We start from the raw sequence: 23,672 nt of genomic DNA, 5'->3' as shown, positions 1-23,672 counted from the left end.
TCGTGGAGCGTGCAGCGTGGTCCAAGATTAGCCCTCCGTCCGCGGGCGGTCGGGCGCGGCCCCCTCGCGTGACGAGCTCTCCACTCGACCCGCCTCGGCGGCGCCGGTGGTCGTCGGGTCCTCGCCACCGTCGAGGGCGTCCCAGAGGTCCCGCTCCGACGCCTCCTCCACCGCGGCATCGTCGAACACCCGCTGCTCCAGCTGGGCGCGACGCGCCGCGGGCGAGACGTACTTCGACCCCATCCCGCCGGCGCGGAGGCCGCGCACCAACAGCGCCGCGGCGACGACGGCGAGGAGACCCGCGACCAGCGCCACGGACGGGCCCCCCGCGGTCTTGGCGACCGCGGAGATGTAGTCCTTGTTGCCCATCACCGCGTCGCCGCGCAGGATCTTCTCCAGGTAGCCGATGTCGGGCTCCTGGGTCAGCACCGTCAGCGCGGGATACGCCGTGCCGATCGCGGCCGCCGCGACGATCAGCGCCACCAGCGCCCGAGCCCACGTCTTGAGCGCCAGCCCGGCCGCGATGGCCGCGAGGAAGACCAGCCACAGCGCGGACAGCGCGGGCGCCCAGGTGTGCCCTGCGACCTCCATCGTTCGTGCGTCCGTCAGCCCGTCCGTCAGGGTGACGCCCATCCACGACATCCGGCCCGCGCCCCACGCGGCGCCCGCTGCGCCGGCCAGCAGGAGCGCGACCAGTGCCAGGTTCCGTTTCGCGTTCATCGTGCCTCCTCCGAGACCGCGCGCATGGTGTTCGCCGCCGCCACCGCCTTGAGCGCGGCGAGCGCCTTGTTGCGCGACTCGTTGTACTCGTACTCACCCACCGAGTCGGCGACGACGCCGCCACCCGCCTGCACGTACGCCGTCCCGTCCTTGAGGACCGCGGTGCGAATGGCGATCGCCGTGTCCGCGTCGCCGGCGAAGTCGAGGTACCCGACGATGCCACCGTACAGACCGCGGCGGGTGATCTCGGCCTCGTCGATGAGCTCCATGGCCCGGACCTTCGGCGCACCGGTGAGGGTGCCCGCCGGGAAGCACGCCGCGACCGCGTCGAGGGCCTGCCTGCCGTCCGCGAGGTCACCGGACACCGTCGAGACCAGGTGCATGACATGGCTGTACCGCTCGATCCGGCGGTAGTCGGTGACCCGGACGGTGCCCGGCGTGCAGACACGGCCGAGGTCGTTGCGGCCGAGATCCACGAGCATCAGGTGCTCGCTGTTCTCCTTCTCGTCGGCCTGCAGGTCCTTCTCCAGCAGCAGGTCCTCCTCCGCGGTCGCACCGCGCCAGCGGGTCCCCGCGATCGGGTGCGTGGTGGCGACACCGTCGGACACCGTGACCAGCGCCTCCGGACTCGACCCGACGATGGAGAACGCGAGCGAGCCGTCCGGCGCCGGGACCTGCACCAGGTACATGTACGGGCTCGGATTCGAGGCGCGCAGCACGCGGTAGACGTCGATCGGGTCGGCCTCCGAGGGCACGGAGAAGCGCTGCGAGGGCACCACCTGGAACGCCTCGCCGGCCTCGATGTCGCCGACGAGCTTCTCGACGATCGCGCTGTACTCCTCGACGGTCCGCTGGGCCGTCACGTCCGGCTCGGGCCGGGTGAACGACGCGACCGACGAGGCCAGGGGCGCCGCGAGCGCCGCCTCCATGGCGTCGAGCCGGTGGACGGCGTCCGCGTACGCCTCGTCGACCCGGTCCGCGGAGCCGTCCCAGTTCACCGCGTTGGCGATGAGCGTGATCGTGCCCTCGTGATGGTCGATCGCCGCGAGATCGGTGGCCAGCAGCCACACCATCTCGGGCAGGTGCAGGTCGTCGACCGTGGTGTCGGGCAGCCGCTCCAGGCGCCGCACGGCGTCGTAGGCGAGGTAGCCGACCATGCCGCCGTTCAGCGGTGGCAATCCCTCGATCCGCTCGGAACTCAGGAGCCGCAGCACCTCGCCCAGGGCCTCGATCGGATCGCCGCCCGACGGTGCGCCGGCCGGCGCCTTCCCGATCCAGGTGGCGGCACCGTCGACGACGGTCAGCGCGGACGGCGCCGGCGCCCCGACGAACGACCATCGGCTCCAGGACTGCCCCGCCGCGGCGGACTCCAGCAGGAAGGTGCCGGGACGGCCCCCGGCGAGCTTGCGATACGCCGACAACGGGGTCTCCGCGTCGGCGAGGACCGTACGGATCACGGGCACCACGCGGTGCCGGTCCGCGAGCGCGCGGAACTCGTCCGCGCTGGTGGTCGCGCCGTCGGGCTGCAGGTTCGGCTGCTGTGCGGTACTCATCGCCTGCCAGTATCCCAGCGCCGGTAGGTTCGTGGCCATGCGCATAGGCCAGCAGGCCCCCGAGTTCGCACTCCCCGACCGCACCGGCACCGTCCGCACCCTGTCCGAGCTCCGCGGCGACGGCCGCGCCGCGGTCTTCTTCTACCTCACGGCGGGTTCGCCCGTCTGCGTCGCCGAGGTCGATCGGTTCCGCGCGGCGGGCGAGGAGTTCGACCGGCGCGGCACGGCGCGGATCGGCATCAGCATGGACCCGGCGGCCCGGACGCAGGCCTTCGCCGACGTCATGGAGCCCGGCTTCCCGTTGCTCACCGACGCCGACGGTGCCGTCGCGGCCGAGTACGACGTCCTGCGGGGGCGGTACGCTGTGGCCCCCGTCAAGCGGCGGACCTTCCTCATCGACACCGACGGGACCGTGCTGCACATCGTGATCGGCGAGCTGCGGGCGGTGGCGCACGTCGAGGAGACGCTCGCCTTCCTCCGCACGCTCAGCGCGTAGCTCTCACTCCCGACCGAGCAAAAGATCGCCGTCGAAACAGGTGTGCGTGCCGGTGTGGCAGGCCGGCCCCGTCTGCCGGACGGTGAGGAGGACGGTGTCCCCGTCGCAGTCGAGCCGGACGTCGCGGACCTCCTGCACATGGCCCGAGGTCTCGCCCTTGACCCACAGCTGCTTCCGGGATCGCGAGTAGTAGGTGCCCTTGCGGGTGGCGAGGGTGAGCGCGAGCGCCTCGTCGTTCATCCACGCCATCATGAGCACGTCGCCCGTGCCCTCCTCCTGGGCGATGGCGGCGACGAGCCCGTCGGCGTTGCGCTTGAGCCGTGCGGCGATCTCCCCGTCGAGCGCGGTCACCGTCGGACCACCAGACCGTGCGTGGCCATCTCGGCCTTGACCTGCCCGATCGTCATGTCCCCGAAGTGGAAGACGCTGGCAGCGAGCACCGCGTCGGCGCCGGCCTCGACGGCGGGGGCGAAGTGGTCGACCGCGCCGGCGCCGCCGGAGGCGATGACGGGGATGTGCACCGCTGCGCGGGCCGCGCCGATCATCCGCAGGTCGAATCCCGCCTTGGTGCCGTCGGCGTCCATGGAGTTGAGGAGGATCTCCCCGACGCCGAGTTCCTCACCGCGGCGGGCCCATTCGATGGCGTCGAGACCGGTGCCCTTGCGCCCGCCGTGCGTGGTCACCTCCCAGCCCGACGGTGTCGGCTCCTCCCCCTCCGGCACGGTGCGCGCGTCGACGGAGAGCACGATGCACTGGCTGCCGAACCGGTTCGACAGCTCTTTGAGCAGTTCGGGCCGATTGATCGCGGCGGTGTTGACGGACACTTTGTCGGCGCCGGCGCGGAGCAGGGTGTCGACGTCCTCGACGGAGCGCACGCCGCCGCCGACGGTGAGCGGGATGAACACCTGCTCCGCGGTACGACGCACGACCTCCAGCATCGTCCCGCGGCCCGAGCTCGACGCGGTGACGTCGAGGAAGGTCAGCTCGTCGGCGCCCTGCGCGTCGTACGCGGCCGCGAGCTCAACGGGATCGCCCGCGTCGCGCAGGTTCTGGAAGTTGACGCCCTTGACGACGCGCCCGTCGTCGACGTCCAGGCACGGGATCACGCGCACGGCCACCGTCATCGGTTCCGCCTCCTTCGAAAGTGGTTCAGTAGCTGAGGGTTCCGGAGTGCCCCGGGTCGCCGCGGTAGTCCGACGGTGCGCCGACCGAGCGGACGACGGCCAGCAGCTCGTCGTGGACGACGGGCGACCCGGCGAGCACCGAATCTGCACCGACGTGCCACTCCTCGCCCGCGAGGTCGGTCACGCGACCGCCGCCCGCGAGCACCAGGGCGGCACCGGCGGCGTTGTCCCAGGGATGGTGCCCGAACACGACGGCACCCCCGAGCACGCCCGCCGCGGTGTAGGCGAGGTCGACGCCCGTCGACCCGAACTGCCGGACCCGCGCAACCCGGCGTGACACCTCGCCGAGGATGGCGTAGCGGTAGTCGCCCGGGAAGTGCCCGTTGCTGCCTCGACTGAAGCTGCCGACCGCGATCATCGCGTCGTCGAGCCCACCATCGCCCAGTGGCGGCACGTCCTTGCCTCGGTTGCGGACCGGGCCCTGCACATGACCGGAGAAGGAGTCCCCGACCAGGGGGAACCAGGCGAGCCCGGCGACCGGTCTCCCGTCGTGCAGCAGGCCGAGCAGCGTCCCGGTGGCCGGGTAGCCGGCGGAGTAGTTGAACGTTCCGTCGATCGGGTCGAGCACCCAGACGGTGCCCTCGTCGACCGCCGGGCCGCCGTACTCCTCGCCGTGCACGGGCACCCCGGTGGACTCGGCGACGGCGCCCGCGATCCGGCGTTCGAGTTCGAGGTCGAGGTCGGTGGCGAAATCGGCCGGGCCCTTGGCGACCGAGGCGGGAGCTCCTACACCCTCGACGAATCGGGGCGCGGCCGCGTCGAGCGCCTCGCCCGCCAGCGCCAGGAGCCGATCCGGGTCGCTGAAGAAGCCTGCGGGGAATCCGGCCACTAGCGCGACACCGCCGCCAGGGCCTCGGGCAGGGTGAAGCGGCCCGCGTACAGGGCCTTGCCGATGATCGCGGAGTCGACGCCCGCGTCCACGAGCGTCGCGATGGCGGTGAGGTCCTCGAGTGCGGAAATGCCGCCGGACGCGACGACGGGCGCATCGGTGGCGTTCGCGACGGCCGCCAGCAGATCCAGATTGGGACCGGTGAGCGTGCCGTCCTTCGAGACATCGGTGACGACGTAGCGGCTGCAGCCGTCCTCGTCGAGGCGCGCGAGCACCTCCCAGAGGTCGCCGCCGTCGGTGACCCAGCCGCGTCCGCGCAGGCGCCACTGGCCGTCGATCTGCTTGACGTCGAGGCCGACGGCGATCCTGTCGCCGTACCGGGCGATCGCGCTGGCGCACCACTGCGGGTTCTCGATCGCCGCGGTGCCGAGGTTGACGCGGGCGCAGCCGGTGGCGAGGGCCGCCGCGAGGGAGTCGTCGTCGCGGATGCCGCCGGACAGCTCCACCTTGACGTCCAGCTCGCCGATCACGCCGGCCAGGAGCTCACGATTGGAGCCCTTCCCGAAGGCCGCATCGAGGTCGACGAGGTGCACCCACTCGGCCCCGTCGTTCTGCCAGGCGAGGGCGGCATCGCGCGGCGATCCGTAGGCCGTCTCGCTGCCGGCCTCCCCCTGAACCAGGCGGACGGCCTGACCGTCGGCGACATCGACTGCGGGAAGAAGTACCAGACTCACGCGGCCAGTCTAATGCGTCGTGTCGTCGGGATTTTCGTCGTCCCGCCCGGCCGCGGCCCGCCCGACGATGCGGTTGGACACGAAGCCCATCGCGGCGACGGCACCGACGAGGCCGAGCCCCACGATCAACAGCCCGATCGCCGGGCTCGGACGCAGCACGTTGAGCAGCACAACGGCGACCGCGAGAACGGCGACCGCCGCGCCGAGCGAGAACAGCGCGAGCCGTCCCAGGGACAGGCCGCGCTTACCGGTCACAGGGTGTCCACCCAGTTCTTCAGGAGGATCGCGCCGGCGTCGCCACTCTTCTCCGGGTGGAACTGGGTGGCCCACAGGGGCCCGTTCTCGACGGCCGCCACGAACCGGCCGCCGTGGTCCGCCCAGGTGACCTTGGGCGCGCGGATGTGGTCGGCGATGTCGAGTTCCCACCGCTGCACGGCGTACGAGTGCACGAAGTAGTACCGGGTGTCGGCGTCGGTGCCCGCGAACAGGCGCGAGCCCTGCGGGGCCTCGACGGTGTTCCACCCCATGTGCGGCACGACCTCCGCTTGCAGCCGTTCGACGGTGCCGGGCCACTCCCCGCAGCCGTCGGTCTCGACGCCGAACTCGATGCCCTTGTCGAACAGGATCTGCATGCCCACGCAGATCCCCATGACCGGTCGGCCGCCCGCGAGACGCTCGCCGATGATCCGGTCGCCCTGCACCGACTTCAGGCCCGCCATGCACGCCTCGTACGCACCCACTCCGGGAACCAGGAGCCCGTCCGCGGTGAGGGCGATCTTCGGATCGGCGGTGACGGTGACCTCCGCCCCGGCCCGCTCCATCGCGCGATGCGCGGACCGGATGTTGCCGGAGCCGTAGTCGAGGATCGCCACCTTCTTCATGTCTTCCAGCCTAATCGGCGCGCGCCGCGGCCCGCACCGGAGTATCCGGTCACCCGGTCACCCGGTCACCCGGTCACGGTATGAGGATGAACTTCCCGCTGGCGTGCGACGCCGCGAGCTCGGTGTGCGCCCGCGCGGCCTCGGCCAGCGGGAAGGTCTTCGCGATCACGGTCACCACGGTGCCGGCGTCCGCGAGCTCCAACAGCGGAATCCGCGCCGACTCGCGGATTCGTGCGCTCTCAGGATCGGGCCCACCGATCGCCACGAAGCCGTCCCGAGCGGCGCGCTCGAACCCCGCAATCGTCACGACGCGCTGCTTCTCCGGAACGAGCTCGAGCGAGACGTCCGCGGCCTCATCGGTCCCGACGGTGTCGATCGCCGCATCGACCCCTCCCGGGGCAGCCTCGCGGACGCGCTCGACCAGTCCGTGTCCGTACACGACCGGGGTCGCGCCGAGGCTCCGGAGGTAGTCGTGGTTGACCTCGCGTGCAGTGCCGATCACGGTGGCGCCGCGCGCCTTCGCGAGCTGCACCGCGAGAAGGCCGACGCCACCGGCCGCGCCGTGGATCACGACGGTCTCGCCCTCCTGCAGCCGGATTCGCTCCAGCGCGTCCCACGCCGTGAGGCCGGTGGCCAGTATGCCCGCCGCGTGCTCCCAGACCAGGCCTGCGGGCTTGGGAAGCACCGCGGCAGCGGGAACGACGACGGCCGAGGCGTAGACGCCCGGGGCGTAGACCACCACCTCATCGCCCACGGTGATCGGCCCCTGAGGCCCCACTGCGTCGGGACCCACGGCTGTCACCACACCCGACGCCTCCAGTCCGAGCCGCTGGGGCAGTGTCGACGGATCGTCGCCGAACGCCCCGCTGTACCGCTTGTAGTCGATCGGGTTCACCCCGACGGCACGCACCTCGACGACCACCTGCCCCACCCCGGGCGCGGGGAGCTGCTCATCGATCACCTCGAGGACCTCGGGTCCTCCGAACGCCGTGGCCACCACTGCTGTCGTCATGCTGTGCTCAACGGGTGACAGGCGGGCGCCATTCCGTCACGACTCACTGTGATCGGAAGGTCTGGTGCAGGGACCATCCGCGGGGCGTCCGGATCAGAACTCGCGGGCGCCGATCAGCGCATCGGAGATGATGGCGGTGGCGCGCTGCAGCGCGGGGATGGCGCGCTCCTCGAAGCCCTCACCCAGGCGCGACACCGGGCCCGAGATGCCGACGGCCATCGGGGTGGGCGCGCCGGGCACGGCCATGGCGAAGCAGCGGACGCCGACCTCCTGCTCCTCGTCGTCGATCGAGTAGCCGCGCGCTCGGACGGTCTCGACCTCCGCGAACACACCCGACAGGGTGCTGACGCTGTGCGGCGTCGGGGCGGGGATGCCCGCCTGACCGACGAGCTTGACGATCCGCGCGTCGTCGAGCTCGGCGAGCACCGCCTTGCCGACCCCGCTGTTGTGCAGGTTCACGCGGCGACCCGCCTCGTTGTTGGTGCGCATGCTGTGGGGTGAGGGCACCTGCCCCGTGTAGATGACCATGTCACCGTCGAGGACCGCGAGACTCGCGGTCTCCTCCAGCTCGTCGACGAGCGACTGCAGGACCGGCACGGCGACCGCGCCGAGCTGACGGTTCGCGACCTCGCCGAGCCGGATCAGGCGCGGCCCCAGTGCGTACCGTCGGTTGGGCAGCTGCCGGACGTACCCGATCCCGACGAGGGTGCGCAGCAGCCGGTGGATGGTCGGCGGCGGGAGAGGCGTGCCGGCCGAGAGTTCACTCAATGAGCACTCGCCGCCCGCTCGCCCCATGAGCTCGAGCAACTCGAAGGCGCGCTCGACGGACTGCACTCCGGTCGTGGACTTCCCCGCCATGCGCTCCCCCTACCGTGCGATGCACCGTGCAAAACCTACTGTTCCGTATCGAGACTACCCACATTCATTCCGTTCAATGTTCCGTATCGCGGTATCGGTTTCCGATCGCGCACCTGACCATCACCTCGACCACATCTCCCCTGCGGAACCGTTGGTCCGCATCCCGGAACCGCTCCGTCCGCATTCACTGCCGCGACGCGGGCTCGACTCCGCAGCGATGGCGGCACCCGTTGTCGCACCGCACATGTCACACCAACTCTTCCCTGAACATGTTCTTGACAGCCCCGCGACGGCGTGTTTCACTCGACGTGACCGGAATCACAATTCCGGAAGGCGGAACCGCATTCTGCGCCGCCCGACGATCGTCTTCGATCGACTTCCAGCATCTTCGCCGCTCCGCCGGAGCATCTGCGCCGACGGGTGCCACTCCCCCGTTTCGGACCGAGAGGACCATCATGACCAGCTCACAGAAGGACGCGGCCGACGAACGCGTCGAACCGCCGACCACCGGCTCGCCCGGCACCGGCGTTCTGGACAGATTCTTCGAGATCACCCGTCGCGGGTCGACCGTTCCGCGGGAGATCCGCGGCGGCCTGGTCACCTTCGTCGCGATGGCCTACATCGTCGTGCTCAACCCCTTGATCCTCAGCAGCTCGGCCGACGCCGCCCAGGGCACACTGGGATTCGTCCAGGTCACCGCCGTGACCGGCCTGACTGCGGGCGTCATCACCATCCTGTTCGGCCTGGTCGCTCGCCTGCCCTTCGCCCTGGCAGCGGGCCTCGGCATGAACTCCTTCCTCGCGGTGGCGGTGGTCAAAGACGTGACCTGGCCGGAGGCGATGGGGCTCGTGATCATCAACGGCGTGATCATCGTGGTCCTCGGCGCCACCGGTATCCGGACCGCGATCTTCCGCGCGGTTCCGGCGGAGCTGAAGACGGCGATCACCGTCGGAATCGGCCTGTTCATCGCCTTCATCGGCTTCGTGAACTCGGGTTTCGTGACCCGGACGCCCGCCGGCCCGCCGGTGCAGCTCGGCCACGACGGATCGATCGACGCTCTGCCGACCGCGGTCTTCATCTTCGCGCTGCTGCTCATCGCGGTCCTGGTCGCTCGGCGGATCCCCGGAGCGATCCTCATCGGCATGATCGTCGCGACGTTGGTCGCGATCGTGGTGCAGCACTTCGCGAAGCTCGGCACCGTCGGCGACCCTCATCACCCCGACCCCAAGGGCTGGAATCTGAGCGCACCGGAGCTCCCGAGCCATGTCGTCGCCCTCCCCGATTTCGGTCTGATCGGCCAGTTCGACCTGGTCGGAGCCTTCGAGCGGATCGGCGCCCTCTCGGCGACCATGCTGGTCTTCACCCTGGTGTTCACCAACTTCTTCGACGCCATGGGCTCGATGACCGGCCTCGCACGGCAGGCGGGGCTCGGGCAGCCCGACGGGACCTTCCCCCGCATCCGATCCGCCTTCGTCGTCGAGGGCCTCGGCGCGGTCGCCGGCGGCGCGTCGTCCGGCTCGTCGAACACCGTCTTCGTCGATTCCGCCGCGGGCATCGCGGAGGGCGCACGCACCGGCCTCGCGGCCTGCGTGACCGGCGCGTTGTTCCTGGCCTCGATGTTCTTCGCGCCGGTCATCGGGGTGATCCCGATGGAAGTCGGCGCGGCGGCACTCGTCGTCGTCGGCTCGATGATGGTCGCCCAGATCCGCGAGATCGACTTCACACACTTCTCGGTAGCCCTGCCGGCGTTCCTGACGATCGTGACCATGCCGCTGACCTACTCGATCGCGAACGGCATCGGCGTCGGCTTCATCACCTGGGCCCTGCTCAGCGTGCTCAGCGGCCGCGGCCAGAAGGCGCATTGGCTCCTGTGGGCCGTCTCGGTCGGGTTCATCCTGTACTTCGTCCGCGGACCCATCACGGCCCTGATAGGCGGCTGACGTGCACATATGCACCGACGTCGCCACGCCGTAGGTCGACCGAGTCCGGGATGCGGAAACAAAATTCCGAAACACTCTTCCCACTGTGACTCGCGTCACCTATGATCAAGCTCTGGACCCTGTTCGCATGGAAAACCAGCGGTCCAGCTCAGCTACACGAACCATGCCTGACGGAACCCGTCCCCGGGTTCAGTAGGGATGCAGCGGTGATCGAAACGCTGACCGGATGTCGTGTGACAGTCAACGGCGAACCCCACGCCTTCACGGGACCCGCCCACACGAGCACACTCGATTGGCTCCGTGACCAGGGCCTGACCGGCGCCAAGGAGGGCTGCGCGGAGGGCGAGTGCGGAGCGTGTTCCATCCTCGTCGCCCGTCCCGGCGACCCCGACGAACCCGGGGATAGGACCAGGTGGACGGCCATCAACGCCTGCCTGACCCCCGCTGCGGCACTGGCCGACCAGGAGATCATCACCTCTGAGGGGCTCGGATCCCCCGACCTGTTGCACCCCGTCCAGCAGGCCATGGCACTGCGCGGCGGATCGCAATGCGGCTACTGCACACCGGGATTCATCTGCAGCATGGCGGCGGAGTACTACCGGCCGGATCGCGCCTGCGAAAGCTCCTCCGCACCGCAGGGATCCAACGACTGCCCCGCGCACGACGAGGAACACGGCCCCAACGGCTTCGACCTGCACGCCCTGTCCGGAAACCTCTGCCGCTGCACGGGATACCGCCCGATCCGCGATGCGGCGTACGGACTTCCCGCAGAACCCGCCGACGACGACCCACTGGCCGCTCGGCGGGCCGAACCCGCACCGGAGCCGCAACCGACCGAGATCCACAGCGCGCACGGGCGATTCCTCCGTCCCGCCTCCTTCGACGATGTGCTCGACCTGCTGGCCGCGGACGAATCCCCGGTGCTGGTGGCGGGTTCCACCGATTTCGGCGTCGACGTGAACCTCAAAGGTCGCCGAGAACCACTCGTCGTGGCGATCGACCGCCTTCCCGAACTGCGCGAGCTGAACGTCTACGCCGACGCCGTCGAGATCGGCGCCGCACTCACGCTCTCGGAGATCGAACGACGGCTGGACGGCCGGATCCCACTCCTGGCGAAGGTCTTCCCGCAGTTCGCGTCGCGGCTCATCCGCAACGCCGCCACGCTCGGCGGCAACCTCGGCACCGGTTCGCCCATCGGCGACACTCCACCGGCGTTGCTCGCCCTCGAGGCGCAGCTGATCCTCGCGTCGCGGTCCGGGGAGCGCTCGGTCCCGCTGTCGGAGTACTTCACCGGCTACCGGCAGACGGTGCGCCGCCCCGACGAACTGATCAAGGCGGTGCGGATTCCGGTGCCGCTCAGTCCGGTCACGGCGTTCCACAAGATCGCCAAACGCCGCTTCGACGACATCTCCAGCGTCGCCGTCGCGTTCGCGCTGACGATCGACGACGGCACGATCACCCGAGCCGCGATCGGCCTCGGCGGTGTCGCTGCCACCCCACTACGCGCCACTGCTACCGAACAGGCACTGATCGGACGCCCGTGGTCGCACGACACGGTGCTCGCCGCCGCCGAGATCCTCCGCGCGGAGGGCACCCCGATGGACGACCACCGCGCATCCGGGCGGTACCGCGCCGCGATGCTCGGCCGCTCCCTCGAGAAGCTCCACGCCGAGTCCACCGTGTCGACCGGCACCGTCGCCCGGGGAGAGCTGTCATGAGCCACCTGTCCGAGCGCCCCGCGAACGCCGTCGTCGGCCAGGACGTGCCGCACGAGAGCGCCGTCCTGCACGTGACGGGCGCCGCCCTGTACACCGACGACCTCGTCGGGCGCACCCGCGACGTGCTGCACGCCCACCCGGTCCAGTCCGATTGCGCCCACGCCCGGATCGTCGCACTGAACACCGAGCCGGCCCTGCGTGTTCCCGGCGTCGTCCGCGTGCTGACCGCGGCCGACGTCCCCGGGGTCAACGATGCCGGCATCAAACACGACGAGCCGTTGTTCCCAGAGGACGAGGTGATGTTCTACGGACACGCCGTCTGCTGGGTGCTCGGCGAGACGCTGGAGGCCGCGCGCCTCGGCGCCGCTGCCGTCGAGCTCGAACTCGAGCCGCTCCCGTCGCTGATCACCCTCGGCGATGCGATCGCCGCGGAGAGCTTCCACGGCGCTCGGCCGACGGTGCGCCGCGGCGATCCGGAGGCCGGGTTCGCACACGCCGCGCGCACCTTCTCCGGCGAGTTCGAGTTCGCCGGGCAGGAGCACTTCTACCTCGAGACCCATGCCTCGCTCGCACAGGTCGACGAGGCCGGCCAGATCTTCGTGCAGTCCAGTACGCAGCACCCGTCCGAGACGCAGGACATCGTCGCGCACGTCCTCGGGCTGCCGAGCAACGCCGTCACGGTGCAATGTCTCCGGATGGGAGGGGCGTTCGGCGGCAAGGAGATGCAGCCGCACGGCTTCGCCGCGATCGCCGCCCTCGGGGCGACCCTGACCGGGCGCCCGGTCCGGTTGCGGCTCGACCGCACCCAGGACATGACGATGTCCGGCAAGCGGCACGGCTTCCACGCCACGTGGCGGGTGGGCTTCGACGACGACGGCCACATCACCGCCCTGGAGTCGACGCTCACCGCCGACGGCGGCTGGAGCCTCGACCTCTCCGAGCCCGTCCTCGCCCGGGCGCTGTGCCACATCGACAACGCGTACTGGATCCCGAACATCGCGGTGCACGGACGGATCGCCCAGTGCCACAAGACCTCACAGACGGCGTTCCGCGGGTTCGGCGGACCACAGGGCATGCTGGTCATCGAGGACATCCTCGGTGCCTGCGCGCCCCGGCTGGGCCTGTCCGCACGGGAACTGCGGCGCCGCAACTTCTACGGCGACGGCCAGAGCACCCCCTACGGCCAGCCGGTCCGGCACGCCGACCGAGTCCGGACCGCGTGGGAACAGGTCATCGCATCCGGCGATGTCGAGGCGCGCGAGGCCGAGATCGACGCGTTCAACGCGGCGCACACGCACACCAAACGCGCGCTCGCCCTCACGCCGGTCAAGTTCGGCATCTCGTTCAACCTCACCGCGTTCAATCAGGCCGGCGCGCTCGTCCTCGTCTACAAGGACGGCTCCGTCCTGATCAATCACGGCGGGACCGAGATGGGCCAGGGGCTGCACACGAAGATGCTCCAGGTCGCCGCTACCACGCTCGGCGTACCGCTGTCGCGGGTCCGGCTCGCCCCGACGCGCACCGACAAGGTGCCCAACACCTCGGCGACCGCGGCCAGCTCCGGCGCCGACCTCAACGGCGGTGCGGTCAAGAACGCCTGCGAGCAGATCCGCGACCGGCTCGCGACGGTGTCCGCCGGACTCCTCGGCACGAATCCGTCCGACGTGCGCTTCCACGACGGCGTGATCAGCGGGCTGGGCGCGTCCTCGGCGAAGCTCACCTGGGAGGAGGTCGTGCACGCCGCGTACTTCCAGCGGGTACAGCTCTCGGCCTCCGGCTACTACCGCACCGAGGGCCTGCACTGGGACGCGAAGGCCATGCAGGGTGAGCCCTTCAAGTACTTCGCCTACGGTGTGGCAGCGAGCGAGGTCGAGGTCGACGGCTTCACCGGCGCGTACCGGCTCCGCCGCGTGGACATCGTCCACGACGTCGGCGATTCCCTGTCCCCGCTCATCGACCTCGGCCAGATCGAGGGCGGGTTCGTGCAGGGCGCGGGCTGGCTGACGCTGGAGGACCTCCGGTGGGACGAGAGCGACCGGCCCACCCGCGGACGGCTGCTCACGCAGTCCGCCAGTACCTACAAGCTGCCGAGCTTCTCCGAGATGCCGCCTGATTTCCGGGTCGCGCTGCTGGACAAGGCCCACGAGGACGGTGCGGTCTACGGCTCGAAGGCCGTCGGCGAGCCGCCGCTCATGCTGGCCTTCTCCGTCCGGGAGGCGCTCCGTCAGGCGGCGGCCGCGTTCGGTCCTCCGGGAACGAGCGTCGAACTCGCCTCGCCCGCCACACCGGAGGCCGTGTACTGGGCGGTCGAGAACGCGCGCACCGCCGGACCGGAGCGGAACGGTCACCGTCGGGATGCGGTCCCGGACGCGATCGGCGCGCGTGCCCCGGCCCCCGCGGCGCTCGGCTGAGGTCGACATGACCTGGCTGGGCGACGCCGCCCGCCTCCGCCGCGACCGGCGACCCGCCGTGCTGATCACCCAGATCGGCGTCCGCGGCCACGCCCCGCGGGAGGCCGGCGCGAAGATGATCGCCTCTGCGGACGGCGAATTCGGCACGATCGGCGGCGGCAATCTCGAACTGACCGCGATCGATCGCGCTCGGACCATGATCCGTGGCGGGGTCACGGTGCCGGAGACCCTGACGCTCCGGCTCAACGACAAGGCCCGGACCGAACACGGGCGACAGTGCTGCGGAGGCGAGGTGGTCATCATGCTCGAACCGTTGCCGGTGGTACCGGCGGTGGCGATCTTCGGAATCGGCCACGTGGGAATGGAACTCGCGCGGATCCTGTCCCGGCAGGACATCGAGCTCCACCTCACCGACTCCCGCCCCGAACAGCTCACGGCGGCGGCACAGATCGAGCCGGGCGAGGCCACCGTGCACCTCCGGCACTCGATGCTCCCGGAATCGGTGCTGGAAGAACTGCCGGTCGGCACCCACGTCCTCATCATGACCCACGACCACGCCGAGGATTTCAACCTCTGCGACCAGGCCCTCCGCACACCCGGACTGGGCAGCATCGGACTCATCGGCTCCTCCGCGAAGTGGAGTCGATTCCGGACCCTGCTGGCCGAAGCCGGCCACGACGCCGAGGCCATCGACACCATCCAATCCCCCATCGGGCTGAGCACACTCGTCGGCAAGCACCCCGCGACCATCGCGGTCAGCGTGGCGGCCGACCTCCTCGCCAGGTTCCCGATATCCGTTCCAGGAGAACACTCATGATCATCTACCGCAGCCGCGTCCTCGACACCCCCGACGATCCGTTCACAGGTGGAGCCCTCCGTGCGGACGACGACGCGGGCATCGCCGTCGAGGCCGGCGTGATCGTCGATCGCGGAGGCTTCCGGGGTGTCGCCGAACGCCACCCCGCGGCGGAGGTCGCCGACCTCCGGGACGGCGTGCTCCTGCCCGGCATGGTCGACACCCACGTCCACTACCCACAGATCCGCGCGATCGGCGGGCTCGGCATGCCCCTCCTGGACTGGCTGGACCAGTGCGCACTCCCCGAGGAGTGCCGCCTCGAGGACCCCGGGTACGCCCGCACGGTGGCCAGGGAGTTCCTCACCGGGCTGGCCTCGGCCGGCACCACCACGGCGCTCGTCTTCGGCTCCCACTTCCACGACGCCGTCGACGCGCTCTTCGCAGAGGCCGAACAGGTGGGCGTCCGGATGACCGCGGGGCTCGTCACGAGCGACCACAATCTGCCCGAGCCCCTGCTGAGCACCCCGGAACGGTCCTACAAGGAGGGCCGCGACCTCGCCGACAGATGGCACGGCCGAGGCCGGCTCCGATACGCGGTGACGCCGCGGTTCTCGTACTCGACGACGCCGGACATGCTGGCGAGCGGCGCCGCCCTCATGGAGGACGTGCCCGGGCTGTGGTTCACCTCCCACATGAACGAGAACCCCGCGGAGATCGCCGCCGTCGCCGGGCTCTTCCCCGGATCGGCGCACTACCTCGACACGTACCACCGGCACGGGCTCATCACCGAACGTTCCGTCCTCGCCCACAACGCCCATCCGACGGACGCGGAACTCACTCTCCTGGCGGGCGCCGGGGCGTCGGTCGCGCACTGCCCCACTTCCAATTCGGCGCTCGCGAGCGGATCCTTCCCGCTGCGCCGCCACCTCGACCACGGCGTCCGGGTGGCTCTGGGCACCGATGTCGGTGCCGGGAGCGGGTTCTCGCTGTTCAAGGAGGGGCTGCAGGCGTACTTCATGCAGCAGTTGCTCATGGGCGACGGTGTCCCCCTCACGGCTGCGCACCTCCTACACCTCGCGACGCGTGCGGGCGCGCAGGCCCTCGGCCTCGACGACGTCGGCGACCTGTCGGTGGGGAGGCAGTTCGATGCGATCCTCGTCCGTCCCGCAGCGGGACAACCGCTCGACGTCTGCCTGCGACAGGCCGCGACGGCGGACAACGCACTCGCGAAGATCTTCTCGCTCGGCACCGCCGCGGACGTCGCGCGCGTGTGGATCGGCGGCGAGGCACCGGTGATCCCGGCCGCGATCCCGGCCGGATAGCGCACCGTCCACCGCGCGAGCGCAACGGGCCCGCGCGACGTGCGCGGCGGAACCTCCGAAACCCTTGTGTGACCACACGGATCGGCGTATTCTCCACCATACGGAATTACTTTTCCATTTACCGACTGGAGGTCCCATGCCCACTCGATCGCTCACCGACGACGCTCTGGCCGCGATCGAGGGGCGGCTGGCGGAGACCGATGCGCTGTTGGCGCACGGCTACCCGGGCGATGACGGCCGCCGGCAGCCGGTCCAGACCGCGTACATCCCGGCGGACCGGTTCACCCCCGACACCGCCTGCACGTGGGGCGTCGCCGCGATCGCCGCGGCCGAGGAGGCCGGTGGCGTCGCGGCGGTGGCGGAGATCGTGGGCCTGGCCGGCGATCCCGCGCTCGCCGACCTGGTCCGGCACAAGCTCAGCACGGAGCCGATCGAGGACCTGCGCCTGGACTTCGAGGACGGCTACGGCGATCGCGGCGACGAGGCCGAGGACGCGGACGTCCTCACTGCCGCTGCGGCCGTGTCGAAGTCGGTCGCCGACGGCGTCGCCCCGCCGTTCATCGGGATCCGGTTCAAATGCTTCGAGGCGCCGACCCGGGCGCGCGGCCTCCGCACGCTGGACCTGTTCCTCGGTGCGCTCGTCGAGGCCGGCCCGCTCCCCGAGGGACTGACGCTGACACTGCCCAAGGTCACCACCGTCGCGCAGGTCGAGGCGATGGTGGACGTCGCGGGCCGGCTGGAGCAGTCCCTCGGCCTGCCGGACGGCCGCCTGCGCTTCGAGGTGCAGGTCGAGACGCCGCAGGTCATCCTCGGCGCGGACGGCACGGCCCCGGTGGCCCGGCTCATCCACGCCGGACAGGGCCGCGTCAGCTCGCTGCACTACGGCACCTACGACTACTCGGCATCGCTCGGCATCGCCGCGCAGTACCAGTCGATGGAGCACCCCGCAGCGGACCACGCGAAGAACGTCATGCAGCTCGCCGTCGCGGGCACCGGGGTCCACTTGTCCGACGGGTCGACGAACATCCTCCCGATCGGCGACCCCGCCCACGTCGCGGACGCTTGGCGCCTGCACGCGCGCCTGGTCCGGCGCCACCTCGAGCGCGGGATCTACCAGGGCTGGGACCTGCATCCCGCGCAGCTCGTCACCCGCTACCTCGCGACCTACGCGTTCTACCGCGAGGGCTTCGACGCCGCCGCGACCCGACTGCGCAACTACGTGCACAAGATCGATTCCGCCATCCTCGACGAGCCCGCGACGGCCCGCGCGCTGGCGTCCTTCATCCACCGCGGCGTGACCTGCGGGGCGGTCACCGCCGCCGAGGTCGCCTCCGCCGCAGAGGTCACGGTCGACACCGTGCGCGACCTCGCCCTGAACCGTCCCATCCAGAACCAGGAGAACCGATGAGCGCCACCGAGCCCTTCTACTACTCGCCGCAGGGCGGGCACCCGCCGCAGACCGATCTGCTCACCGACCGCGCCATCGTGACCGAGGCGTACACGGTGATCCCCCGCGGCGTCATGCGCGACATCGTCACGTCGGTGTTCCCGGGCTGGACGAACACCCGCGCGTGGGTCCTCAACCGCCCCGTCGCCGGCGGCTCCACCACGTTCGCGCAGTCCATCGTCGAGGTCTCCCCCGGCGGCGGCTCCGACGCTCCGGAGCCCCAGCCCGAGGTCGAGAGCTTCCTCCTGCTCACGCAGGGCGAGCTCGAGGTGACCATCGACGGCACCGCCCACGCGCTCACCTCCGGCGGCTACGCGTACATCCCCGCCGGGACGCCCTGGTCCGTCGCCAACAAGGCCGACGGTGCCGCCGTCTTCCAGTGGATCCGCAAGCGCTACGAGCCGCTCGCCGGCCACACCCCGAAGGTCGCCGTCGGCAACGAGCGCGACATCGAGCCCTCCGCGATGCCCGGCACCGACAACAAGTGGCGCACGACGCGGATCCTCGACCCGCAGGACCTCGCGTACGACATGCACTGCAACATCGTGACCTTCGAGCCCGGCGCGTCGATCCCGTTCGCTGAGACGCACGTCATGGAGCACGGCCTCTTCGTCCTCGAGGGCAAGGCGGTCTACCGCCTCAACGGTGACTGGGTGGAGGTGCAGGAGGGCGACTACATGTCGCTGCGCGCCTTCTGCCCCCAGGCCTGCTACGCCGGCGGACCGTCGAACTTCCGCTACCTCCTCTACAAGGACGTCAACCGCCAGATCGCCCTGTAACGCACGCCAGTACGACGGTGCCGCCTCCCGGAGTCCCGGGAGGCGGCACCGTCGTCTCCGGCCCGTGGGACCGCGGACGCCGTTGCGTCCCGCCTCCTGCGGGAGGTGTTCACGGACTCGGGGGTTGCAACCCACTACCGGCTGAACAACCCCCGCGGGAGCGTGGTCGGGTGTTCCGGATCTCGGCGGGGCGGCCGCGCAACATCCTGGGGCGCAACGCAGTACGACGGTGCCGCCTCCCGGATTCCGGGAGGCGGCACCGTCGTACGCGGAAACCGGTCAGGACAGCGCGGCCGCCGCCCGGACGAGGGCCTCTCGCAGGCGCATCGTGTTCGCGTCGAGGGTCCGCTCCACCTGCTCCTGGCTGACCGGCCACGGCGTCTCGGCGATGACGTCGTGGTCCGTCACCAACGCGACGCAGGCGTAGCCCATGCCGAGCTCGCGGGCGAGGACCGACTCCGGATAGGGCGTCGTCGAGACCACGTCCCAGCCCTGCGCGGCGTACCACCGGGACTCCGCGGTCGTCGAGAACCGCGGGCCGCGGATCGCGACGACCACGCCGCCGTCGGCCACCACCCAGCGTTGCTCGCGCAGCGCCGAGATCGCCGCCTCGCGCGTGTCCGCGGCGAAGGGCTCCGCGAAGGACACGCGGACGTCCTCGTCGTCGTGGAAGGTGTCGTCGGTGACGCCGGTCCGGTCGACGAGCTGATCGGGAACCACGACGGTGCCCACGCCGATCGACGGATCGAACGCCCCCGCGGGGGTGGCGCCGAAGATGTGCCGTACCCCGAGGTGGTGCAGCGCCCAGATGTTGGCGCGGTGGTTGATCCGGTGCGGCGGGATGTTCCGCTCGCGCCCGGACCGCGTCAGATACGCCACGCGTCGACCGTGTGCGGTGCCGATGACGACGTCGTCCGACGGGCGACCGTACGGCGTGTCGACCGGGTAGGAGCGCGCGTCGTCCAACAGTCCGTAGTAGCCCCAGCTGCCGAGGATGGCGACCGTTGCACCCTCTGCGTGGGCGGCGGTGGACTCAGACATTCTTCGCTCCTTCGGGATCGGTGACGCCATCGGCGACGGTCACCGCGTCGGCGCGCGGCGGGAACGCCGCGGTGCCGTGACCGGGGTGTGCACGGACGTCATCGGGATCGTCGACGACCAGCGTGCCCTCGAGGACCGCCTTCATCTTCTCGGTGTCGAGGAGGCCCTCCCAGCGCGCGATCACGAAGGTCGCGAGACAGTTCCCCAGGAGGTTCGTCGCGACGCGCATGGAATCCATCAGACGGTCCGCACCGAGCAGCAGCGCCACCGCCGCGACCGGGAATGCTCCGACGGCTGCGGCGGTCGCCGACAACGCGACGAACGCCGAACCCGGAACGCCGGCCATCCCCTTGGAGCTGAGGATCAGGATTCCCATGATCGCGATCTGCTGCCCCACACTGAGATCCGCGCCGACGGCCTGGGCGAGGAACATCATCGACAGCGACAGGTAGATCGCGGCGCCGTCGAGGTTGAACGAGTAGCCGGTCGGGATCACCAGGCCGACGACCGAGCGGTCGCAGCCGGCGGCGTCGAGCTTCTTGATCACAGACGGCATCACGGCCTCGGACGAGCCGGTGCCGAGCGCGAGCATGAACTCCTCGCGGCAGTACTTGAGGAACTTCCACGTACTCACGCCGGTGATGAGCCGCACCGCGACGGAGAGGATGAGGATGAACACGATCGCCGCGCCGTAGCAGGCCACGACCAGCATGCCGAACGACGCCAGCGAACTCGCGCCGTAGTTGCCCACTGTGAACGCCATCGCGCCGAAGGCGCCGATCGGGGCCAGGTACATGATGTAGCTGACGATGCGGAAGATCACGTGCATCGCCTGATCGATCACCTCGAGCAGGATCGGCTGCACCTTCTCGCTGATCGCGGCCAGGGCGACACCGAAGAGTACTGCGAACAGGAGCACCTGCATCAGGTTGTTCTTCGCGAACGCGTCGACGACCGACGTCGGAATGATGTTCATGACGAAGTCGACGCCGCCGGGCAACTTCTCACCGTGCGTCTGCGCATCGATGGCGCTCGCATCGAGCGTCGCCGGGTCGATGTGCAGTCCGGCACCGGGCCGCACCACGTTGCCGACGAGCAGGCCCAACGCGAGCGCGAAGGTCGTGCACACCGTGAACCAGAGCAGCGCCTTCGCGCCGATCTTGCCGAGGGCCGCCATGCTGCCGACCTTCGCGATACCCGTCACCACGACGAGGAAGATCAGCGGCGAGACGAGCATCTTGATGAGCTTGATGAAGCCCTGGCCCAGCGGAGCCAGGTGGTGGGAGAAGTCCGGGAAGAAGATGCCGGTGCTGATGCCCGCGGCGATGCCGATGAGCACCTGCACGAACAACGATCTGTACCAGGGCTTCTTGGTCGGCGCAGCAGTCGTGCTCATGGTCGTTCCCTTCGTGTCGGGCATGGGGTCTGTGTCAACTCTGAATCGGCCAGCCGGTCACGACCTTCGGTCGCGGGGTGGCGTACGTCCGGACCTTCGAGGTGCGCAGTCCCATGCGGACCAACCCCTCCGCGATCGTGACGGCCGAGCGGACACCGTCGACGATGGGGACTCCCGTTGCGGCCGACACCTTCTCCTCGAGCTCGGCCATGCCTCCGCAGCCGAGGCAGATGACCTCGGCGTGGTCGCGCTCGACCGCCTCGCGGGCCTGGGAGACGATCGCCTCGACGGCGCGCTCGGGCTCGGACTCGAGTTCGAGCACGCCGAGACCCGAGGCCCGGACCGAGGCGCACCGTGCGTCGAGACCGGCCAGCTTGAGCCGGTCCTCGATGAGCGGGACGGTGCGGTCGAGGGTGGTGACCACGGAGTACTTGTGCCCCAGGTACATCGCGGTCGACGCCGCGGCCTCGGTGATGTCGACGACCGGGACCTCGAGCAGCTCCTGCAGGCCCTCGCGGCCGTGCTCGCCGTAGCCCGCCTGAATGACGGCGTCGTACGGGCCCTCGTACCGGGTGATCGCATCCATGACGGCGATCGCCGCGAGGTAGGACTCGAAGTTCCCTTCGCAGGAGTCCGCGCCGAATCGCGGTGTGATGCCGATGATCTCGGTCCCCGGGGACGCGGCGGACCGGGCGGATTCCGCGATGGCCGCGGTCATGGACTCGGTGGTGTTGACGTTGGCGACGAGAATGCGCATGGCGGGTGCTCCTAGTGCTTGCTGGGAACGGCGATCGGCTCGCCGGAGACGTCGACGAACGGGCCCTTGCGGTCGGCCACGAGCAGGTAGACGATCGCGCCGAGCGCGGCTCCGATGAACCACGAGTAGTTCGAGACGACGTGGAACGCGGGAACGAATGCCATGAGGAGCGCCGCACCGGCGGTGGGGATCAGGGCGATCACGGCGCGCGGGTTGACGCCGCCGCGGTAGTAGTACGGCGCGTCGGGCAGGTCGCAGTACAGGTCCGGCACGTTGACCTTGGACTTGCGGATCAGCCAGTAGTCGGCCATGACGATGCCGAAGAGCGGGCCCAGAAGAGCGCCGAGGCCGCCCAGGAAGTAGGTGATCACCGCGGGCGAGTCGTAGAGGTTCCACGGCAGGATGACGATGCCGATGACACCGGAGATGAGGCCGGCGCGCCGGAAGTTCAGCTGCTTCGGGAAGAGGTTGTTGAGCGCGTAGATCGGCGCGACGAAGTTCGCCATGAGATTGACCGCGACGGTCAGTACGAGCAGCGCCAGGCACGCGAGGACCAGCAGCAGCGTGTTCGGGACGGTCTTGACGATGTCCGCCGGCGACTCGATGACCTGGCCGTTGATCTTGAACTGCGCCCCGGCGAGGGTGATCACGATGCCACCGAAGAGCAGCATGTTGAGGGGGATGCCGAAGAAGTTGCCCCGCACGATGGACTTCTTGGACTTCGCATTGCGGGTGAAGTCGCAGAAGTTGAGGACGAAGGTGCCGTAGATGGCGACCCACAGGCTGGCGCCGCCGACGATCTGCAGCCACATGTCGAGGCCGGTCTTCGACTCGGGCGTGGTCCAGGCGATCGACCAGCCCGCCTTGCCGAACATCCAGATGGCCAGGGCCGCCATCGTGATGAGGATGACGGGGCCGGCGAAGGCCTCGTATTTGCGGATCATCTCCATGCCGTAGCTCACGATCACCAGCTGGATCACCCAGAGCACGACGAATGCGATCCACCCCAGTGTCGAGAGACCGAGGAAGCGGTTGTGATCGAGCGTGTCGGCGCTCGGAATCACGGCGACGATCATGATGCGCAGGACGACCGACGCGAGATAGGTCTGGATGCCGAACCAGGCGATCGCGACGACGCCGCGGATGAGCGCGGGTATCTGCGCGCCGCGGATGCCGAAGGAGATGCGGCTCATGACCGGGAAGGGCACACCCGTCTTCTCGCCCATGAACCCGGACAGATTCAGCAGGAGGAAGAGGAACACGCCGCCGAGGCCGAGCGCGAGGAGGATCTGCCATCCTCCGAGGCCGAGCGCGAACAGGCCGATCGCGAAGGCGTAGTTCCCGAGGCTGTGCACGTCGTTCGCCCACAGGGTGAAGATGTTGTAGCCACCCCAGGTACGACCGGTACGTTTCGTGGGAGCGAGATCCCGGTTGTAGAGGCCGTCGCTGAGCCGGTTCAGCGCGTCCACGTCCGGGAGGTCGGTGACCGCGGCGTCCCCGAGTCGGATCGGATTCGCCTCCGGCGCGCCTGCGCGGGGGGTGAGTTCTTCTGTCATGCTGGGCCTTCGTTCCTGCTGGCTGACCGCTCGAATTCATTCCGTTGTGCGGAACTGTTCTTCCACTGGTAGCGATAAGTAAGACCTATACCAGCGGCTCTGTCAAGAGGGATGTCGCATGTCGGAATAAGATCCTCACACGGCGGAAACTTGGATCTTGACTAGTGGCGCAGGTCACACCTAGTGTGGCCCCAGGATCGAGACGAAATTCCGCGACACGGAATTTCCAGCGAAGGAGAACC

Annotated in this window: 22 protein-coding genes; 8 read left to right on the top strand and 14 right to left on the bottom strand. The window is 69.9% G+C overall.

Features of this window, described 5'->3' with window-relative positions; all coding sequences use genetic code 11:
• Positions 1 to 27: 27 nt before the first annotated feature.
• Together AXK60_RS02930 and AXK60_RS02925 are read right to left on the bottom strand one after the other, a co-directional pair.
• A complete protein-coding gene (locus tag AXK60_RS02930; RefSeq protein WP_068569453.1) occupies positions 28 to 720 on the bottom strand; it encodes a TIGR02234 family membrane protein in 693 nt (230 codons plus the stop codon).
• Positions 717 to 2,273 carry an anthranilate synthase component I gene (locus AXK60_RS02925; RefSeq protein WP_068569930.1) on the bottom strand — a complete coding sequence of 519 codons (1,557 nt, stop codon included), beginning with the start codon at positions 2,271 to 2,273 and terminating at the stop codon, positions 717 to 719. The genes AXK60_RS02930 and AXK60_RS02925 overlap by 4 nt, the downstream gene beginning before the upstream one ends.
• A gap of 37 nt (positions 2,274 to 2,310) precedes the next feature.
• On the opposite strand from AXK60_RS02925, the gene AXK60_RS02920 reads away from it, so the two are divergent.
• Positions 2,311 to 2,769: a peroxiredoxin gene (locus AXK60_RS02920; RefSeq protein ID WP_068569452.1), complete on the top strand. Its 459-nt coding sequence runs from the start codon at positions 2,311 to 2,313 to the stop codon at positions 2,767 to 2,769.
• A gap of 3 nt (positions 2,770 to 2,772) precedes the next feature.
• Here AXK60_RS02920 and hisI read toward each other — a convergent pair whose 3' ends face one another.
• The 8 genes from hisI to AXK60_RS02880 all read right to left on the bottom strand — a co-directional run bounded on the left by hisI (position 2,773) and on the right by AXK60_RS02880 (position 8,267).
• Positions 2,773 to 3,120, bottom strand: a complete 348-nt coding sequence (gene hisI, locus AXK60_RS02915) for a phosphoribosyl-AMP cyclohydrolase (protein ID WP_068569451.1) — start codon at positions 3,118 to 3,120, stop codon at positions 2,773 to 2,775.
• Entirely contained in the window at positions 3,117 to 3,893 is a 777-nt protein-coding gene (gene hisF / locus AXK60_RS02910) for an imidazole glycerol phosphate synthase subunit HisF (RefSeq protein WP_068569450.1), read from the bottom strand. Before hisF ends, hisI begins: the two co-directional genes overlap by 4 nt.
• Positions 3,894 to 3,918: 25 nt before the next feature.
• Complete coding sequence (locus AXK60_RS02905) at positions 3,919 to 4,782, bottom strand: inositol monophosphatase family protein (protein WP_068569449.1); 864 nt, start codon at positions 4,780 to 4,782, stop codon at positions 3,919 to 3,921.
• Positions 4,782 to 5,516, bottom strand: a complete 735-nt coding sequence (gene priA, locus AXK60_RS02900; protein WP_068569448.1) for a bifunctional 1-(5-phosphoribosyl)-5-((5-phosphoribosylamino)methylideneamino)imidazole-4-carboxamide isomerase/phosphoribosylanthranilate isomerase PriA — start codon at positions 5,514 to 5,516, stop codon at positions 4,782 to 4,784. Before priA ends, AXK60_RS02905 begins: the two co-directional genes overlap by 1 nt.
• Before the next feature lie 9 nt (positions 5,517 to 5,525).
• On the bottom strand, positions 5,526 to 5,771 hold the full coding sequence (locus AXK60_RS02895; protein WP_068982468.1) for a hypothetical protein: 246 nt from the start codon (positions 5,769 to 5,771) through the stop codon (positions 5,526 to 5,528).
• A complete protein-coding gene (gene hisH / locus AXK60_RS02890) occupies positions 5,768 to 6,397 on the bottom strand; it encodes an imidazole glycerol phosphate synthase subunit HisH (RefSeq protein ID WP_068569447.1) in 630 nt (209 codons plus the stop codon). The genes AXK60_RS02895 and hisH overlap by 4 nt, the downstream gene beginning before the upstream one ends.
• A 73-nt stretch (positions 6,398 to 6,470) precedes the next feature.
• Positions 6,471 to 7,409 carry an NADP-dependent oxidoreductase gene (locus tag AXK60_RS02885; RefSeq protein ID WP_175399914.1) on the bottom strand — a complete coding sequence of 313 codons (939 nt, stop codon included), beginning with the start codon at positions 7,407 to 7,409 and terminating at the stop codon, positions 6,471 to 6,473.
• Between the two features lie 93 nt (positions 7,410 to 7,502).
• Positions 7,503 to 8,267, bottom strand: a complete 765-nt coding sequence (locus AXK60_RS02880; protein ID WP_068569446.1) for an IclR family transcriptional regulator — start codon at positions 8,265 to 8,267, stop codon at positions 7,503 to 7,505.
• Positions 8,268 to 8,722: 455 nt separating this feature from the next.
• On the opposite strand from AXK60_RS02880, the gene AXK60_RS02875 reads away from it, so the two are divergent.
• The 7 genes from AXK60_RS02875 to AXK60_RS02845 all read left to right on the top strand — a co-directional run bounded on the left by AXK60_RS02875 (position 8,723) and on the right by AXK60_RS02845 (position 18,680).
• On the top strand, positions 8,723 to 10,207 hold the full coding sequence (locus AXK60_RS02875; protein WP_068569445.1) for an NCS2 family permease: 1,485 nt from the start codon (positions 8,723 to 8,725) through the stop codon (positions 10,205 to 10,207).
• Between the two features lie 233 nt (positions 10,208 to 10,440).
• Complete coding sequence (locus AXK60_RS02870; protein ID WP_231855370.1) at positions 10,441 to 11,925, top strand: xanthine dehydrogenase small subunit; 1,485 nt, start codon at positions 10,441 to 10,443, stop codon at positions 11,923 to 11,925.
• Positions 11,922 to 14,336 (top strand): xanthine dehydrogenase molybdopterin binding subunit, encoded by a 2,415-nt coding sequence (gene xdhB, locus AXK60_RS02865; protein WP_068569444.1) that lies wholly within the window; start codon positions 11,922 to 11,924, stop codon positions 14,334 to 14,336. The genes AXK60_RS02870 and xdhB overlap by 4 nt, the downstream gene beginning before the upstream one ends.
• 7 nt (positions 14,337 to 14,343) lie before the next feature.
• Positions 14,344 to 15,153 (top strand): xanthine dehydrogenase accessory protein XdhC, encoded by an 810-nt coding sequence (xdhC, locus tag AXK60_RS02860; protein WP_068569926.1) that lies wholly within the window; start codon positions 14,344 to 14,346, stop codon positions 15,151 to 15,153.
• Positions 15,150 to 16,454 carry a guanine deaminase gene (gene guaD / locus AXK60_RS02855; protein WP_068569443.1) on the top strand — a complete coding sequence of 435 codons (1,305 nt, stop codon included), beginning with the start codon at positions 15,150 to 15,152 and terminating at the stop codon, positions 16,452 to 16,454. The genes xdhC and guaD overlap by 4 nt, the downstream gene beginning before the upstream one ends.
• A gap of 136 nt (positions 16,455 to 16,590) precedes the next feature.
• Complete coding sequence (locus AXK60_RS02850; protein ID WP_068569442.1) at positions 16,591 to 17,862, top strand: DUF6986 family protein; 1,272 nt, start codon at positions 16,591 to 16,593, stop codon at positions 17,860 to 17,862.
• Positions 17,859 to 18,680: a bifunctional allantoicase/(S)-ureidoglycine aminohydrolase gene (locus AXK60_RS02845; RefSeq protein ID WP_068569441.1), complete on the top strand. Its 822-nt coding sequence runs from the start codon at positions 17,859 to 17,861 to the stop codon at positions 18,678 to 18,680. The genes AXK60_RS02850 and AXK60_RS02845 overlap by 4 nt, the downstream gene beginning before the upstream one ends.
• Before the next feature lie 279 nt (positions 18,681 to 18,959).
• Here AXK60_RS02845 and AXK60_RS02840 read toward each other — a convergent pair whose 3' ends face one another.
• Genes AXK60_RS02840 through AXK60_RS02825 form a run of 4 tightly spaced genes read right to left on the bottom strand, consistent with a single transcriptional unit; the run spans position 18,960 to position 23,430 of the window.
• Positions 18,960 to 19,721, bottom strand: coding sequence for an MTAP family purine nucleoside phosphorylase (locus AXK60_RS02840; protein ID WP_068569440.1), 762 nt, complete (start codon positions 19,719 to 19,721; stop codon positions 18,960 to 18,962).
• Entirely contained in the window at positions 19,714 to 21,117 is a 1,404-nt protein-coding gene (gene dctA, locus AXK60_RS02835) for a C4-dicarboxylate transporter DctA (RefSeq protein WP_068569925.1), read from the bottom strand. The genes AXK60_RS02840 and dctA overlap by 8 nt, the downstream gene beginning before the upstream one ends.
• 34 nt (positions 21,118 to 21,151) lie before the next feature.
• Positions 21,152 to 21,874, bottom strand: a complete 723-nt coding sequence (locus AXK60_RS02830) for an aspartate/glutamate racemase family protein (RefSeq protein WP_068569439.1) — start codon at positions 21,872 to 21,874, stop codon at positions 21,152 to 21,154.
• An 11-nt stretch (positions 21,875 to 21,885) separates the two neighbouring features.
• Positions 21,886 to 23,430, bottom strand: coding sequence for an NCS1 family nucleobase:cation symporter-1 (locus tag AXK60_RS02825; protein ID WP_082777751.1), 1,545 nt, complete (start codon positions 23,428 to 23,430; stop codon positions 21,886 to 21,888).
• Positions 23,431 to 23,672: the final 242 nt, after the last annotated feature.

It is taken from the genome of Tsukamurella pseudospumae, assembly GCF_001575195.1.
GTDB lineage: Bacteria > Actinomycetota > Actinomycetes > Mycobacteriales > Mycobacteriaceae > Tsukamurella > Tsukamurella pseudospumae.
Note: the sequence above shows the minus strand (reverse complement) of the source record. Positions and strands in the feature narration are given on the sequence as shown.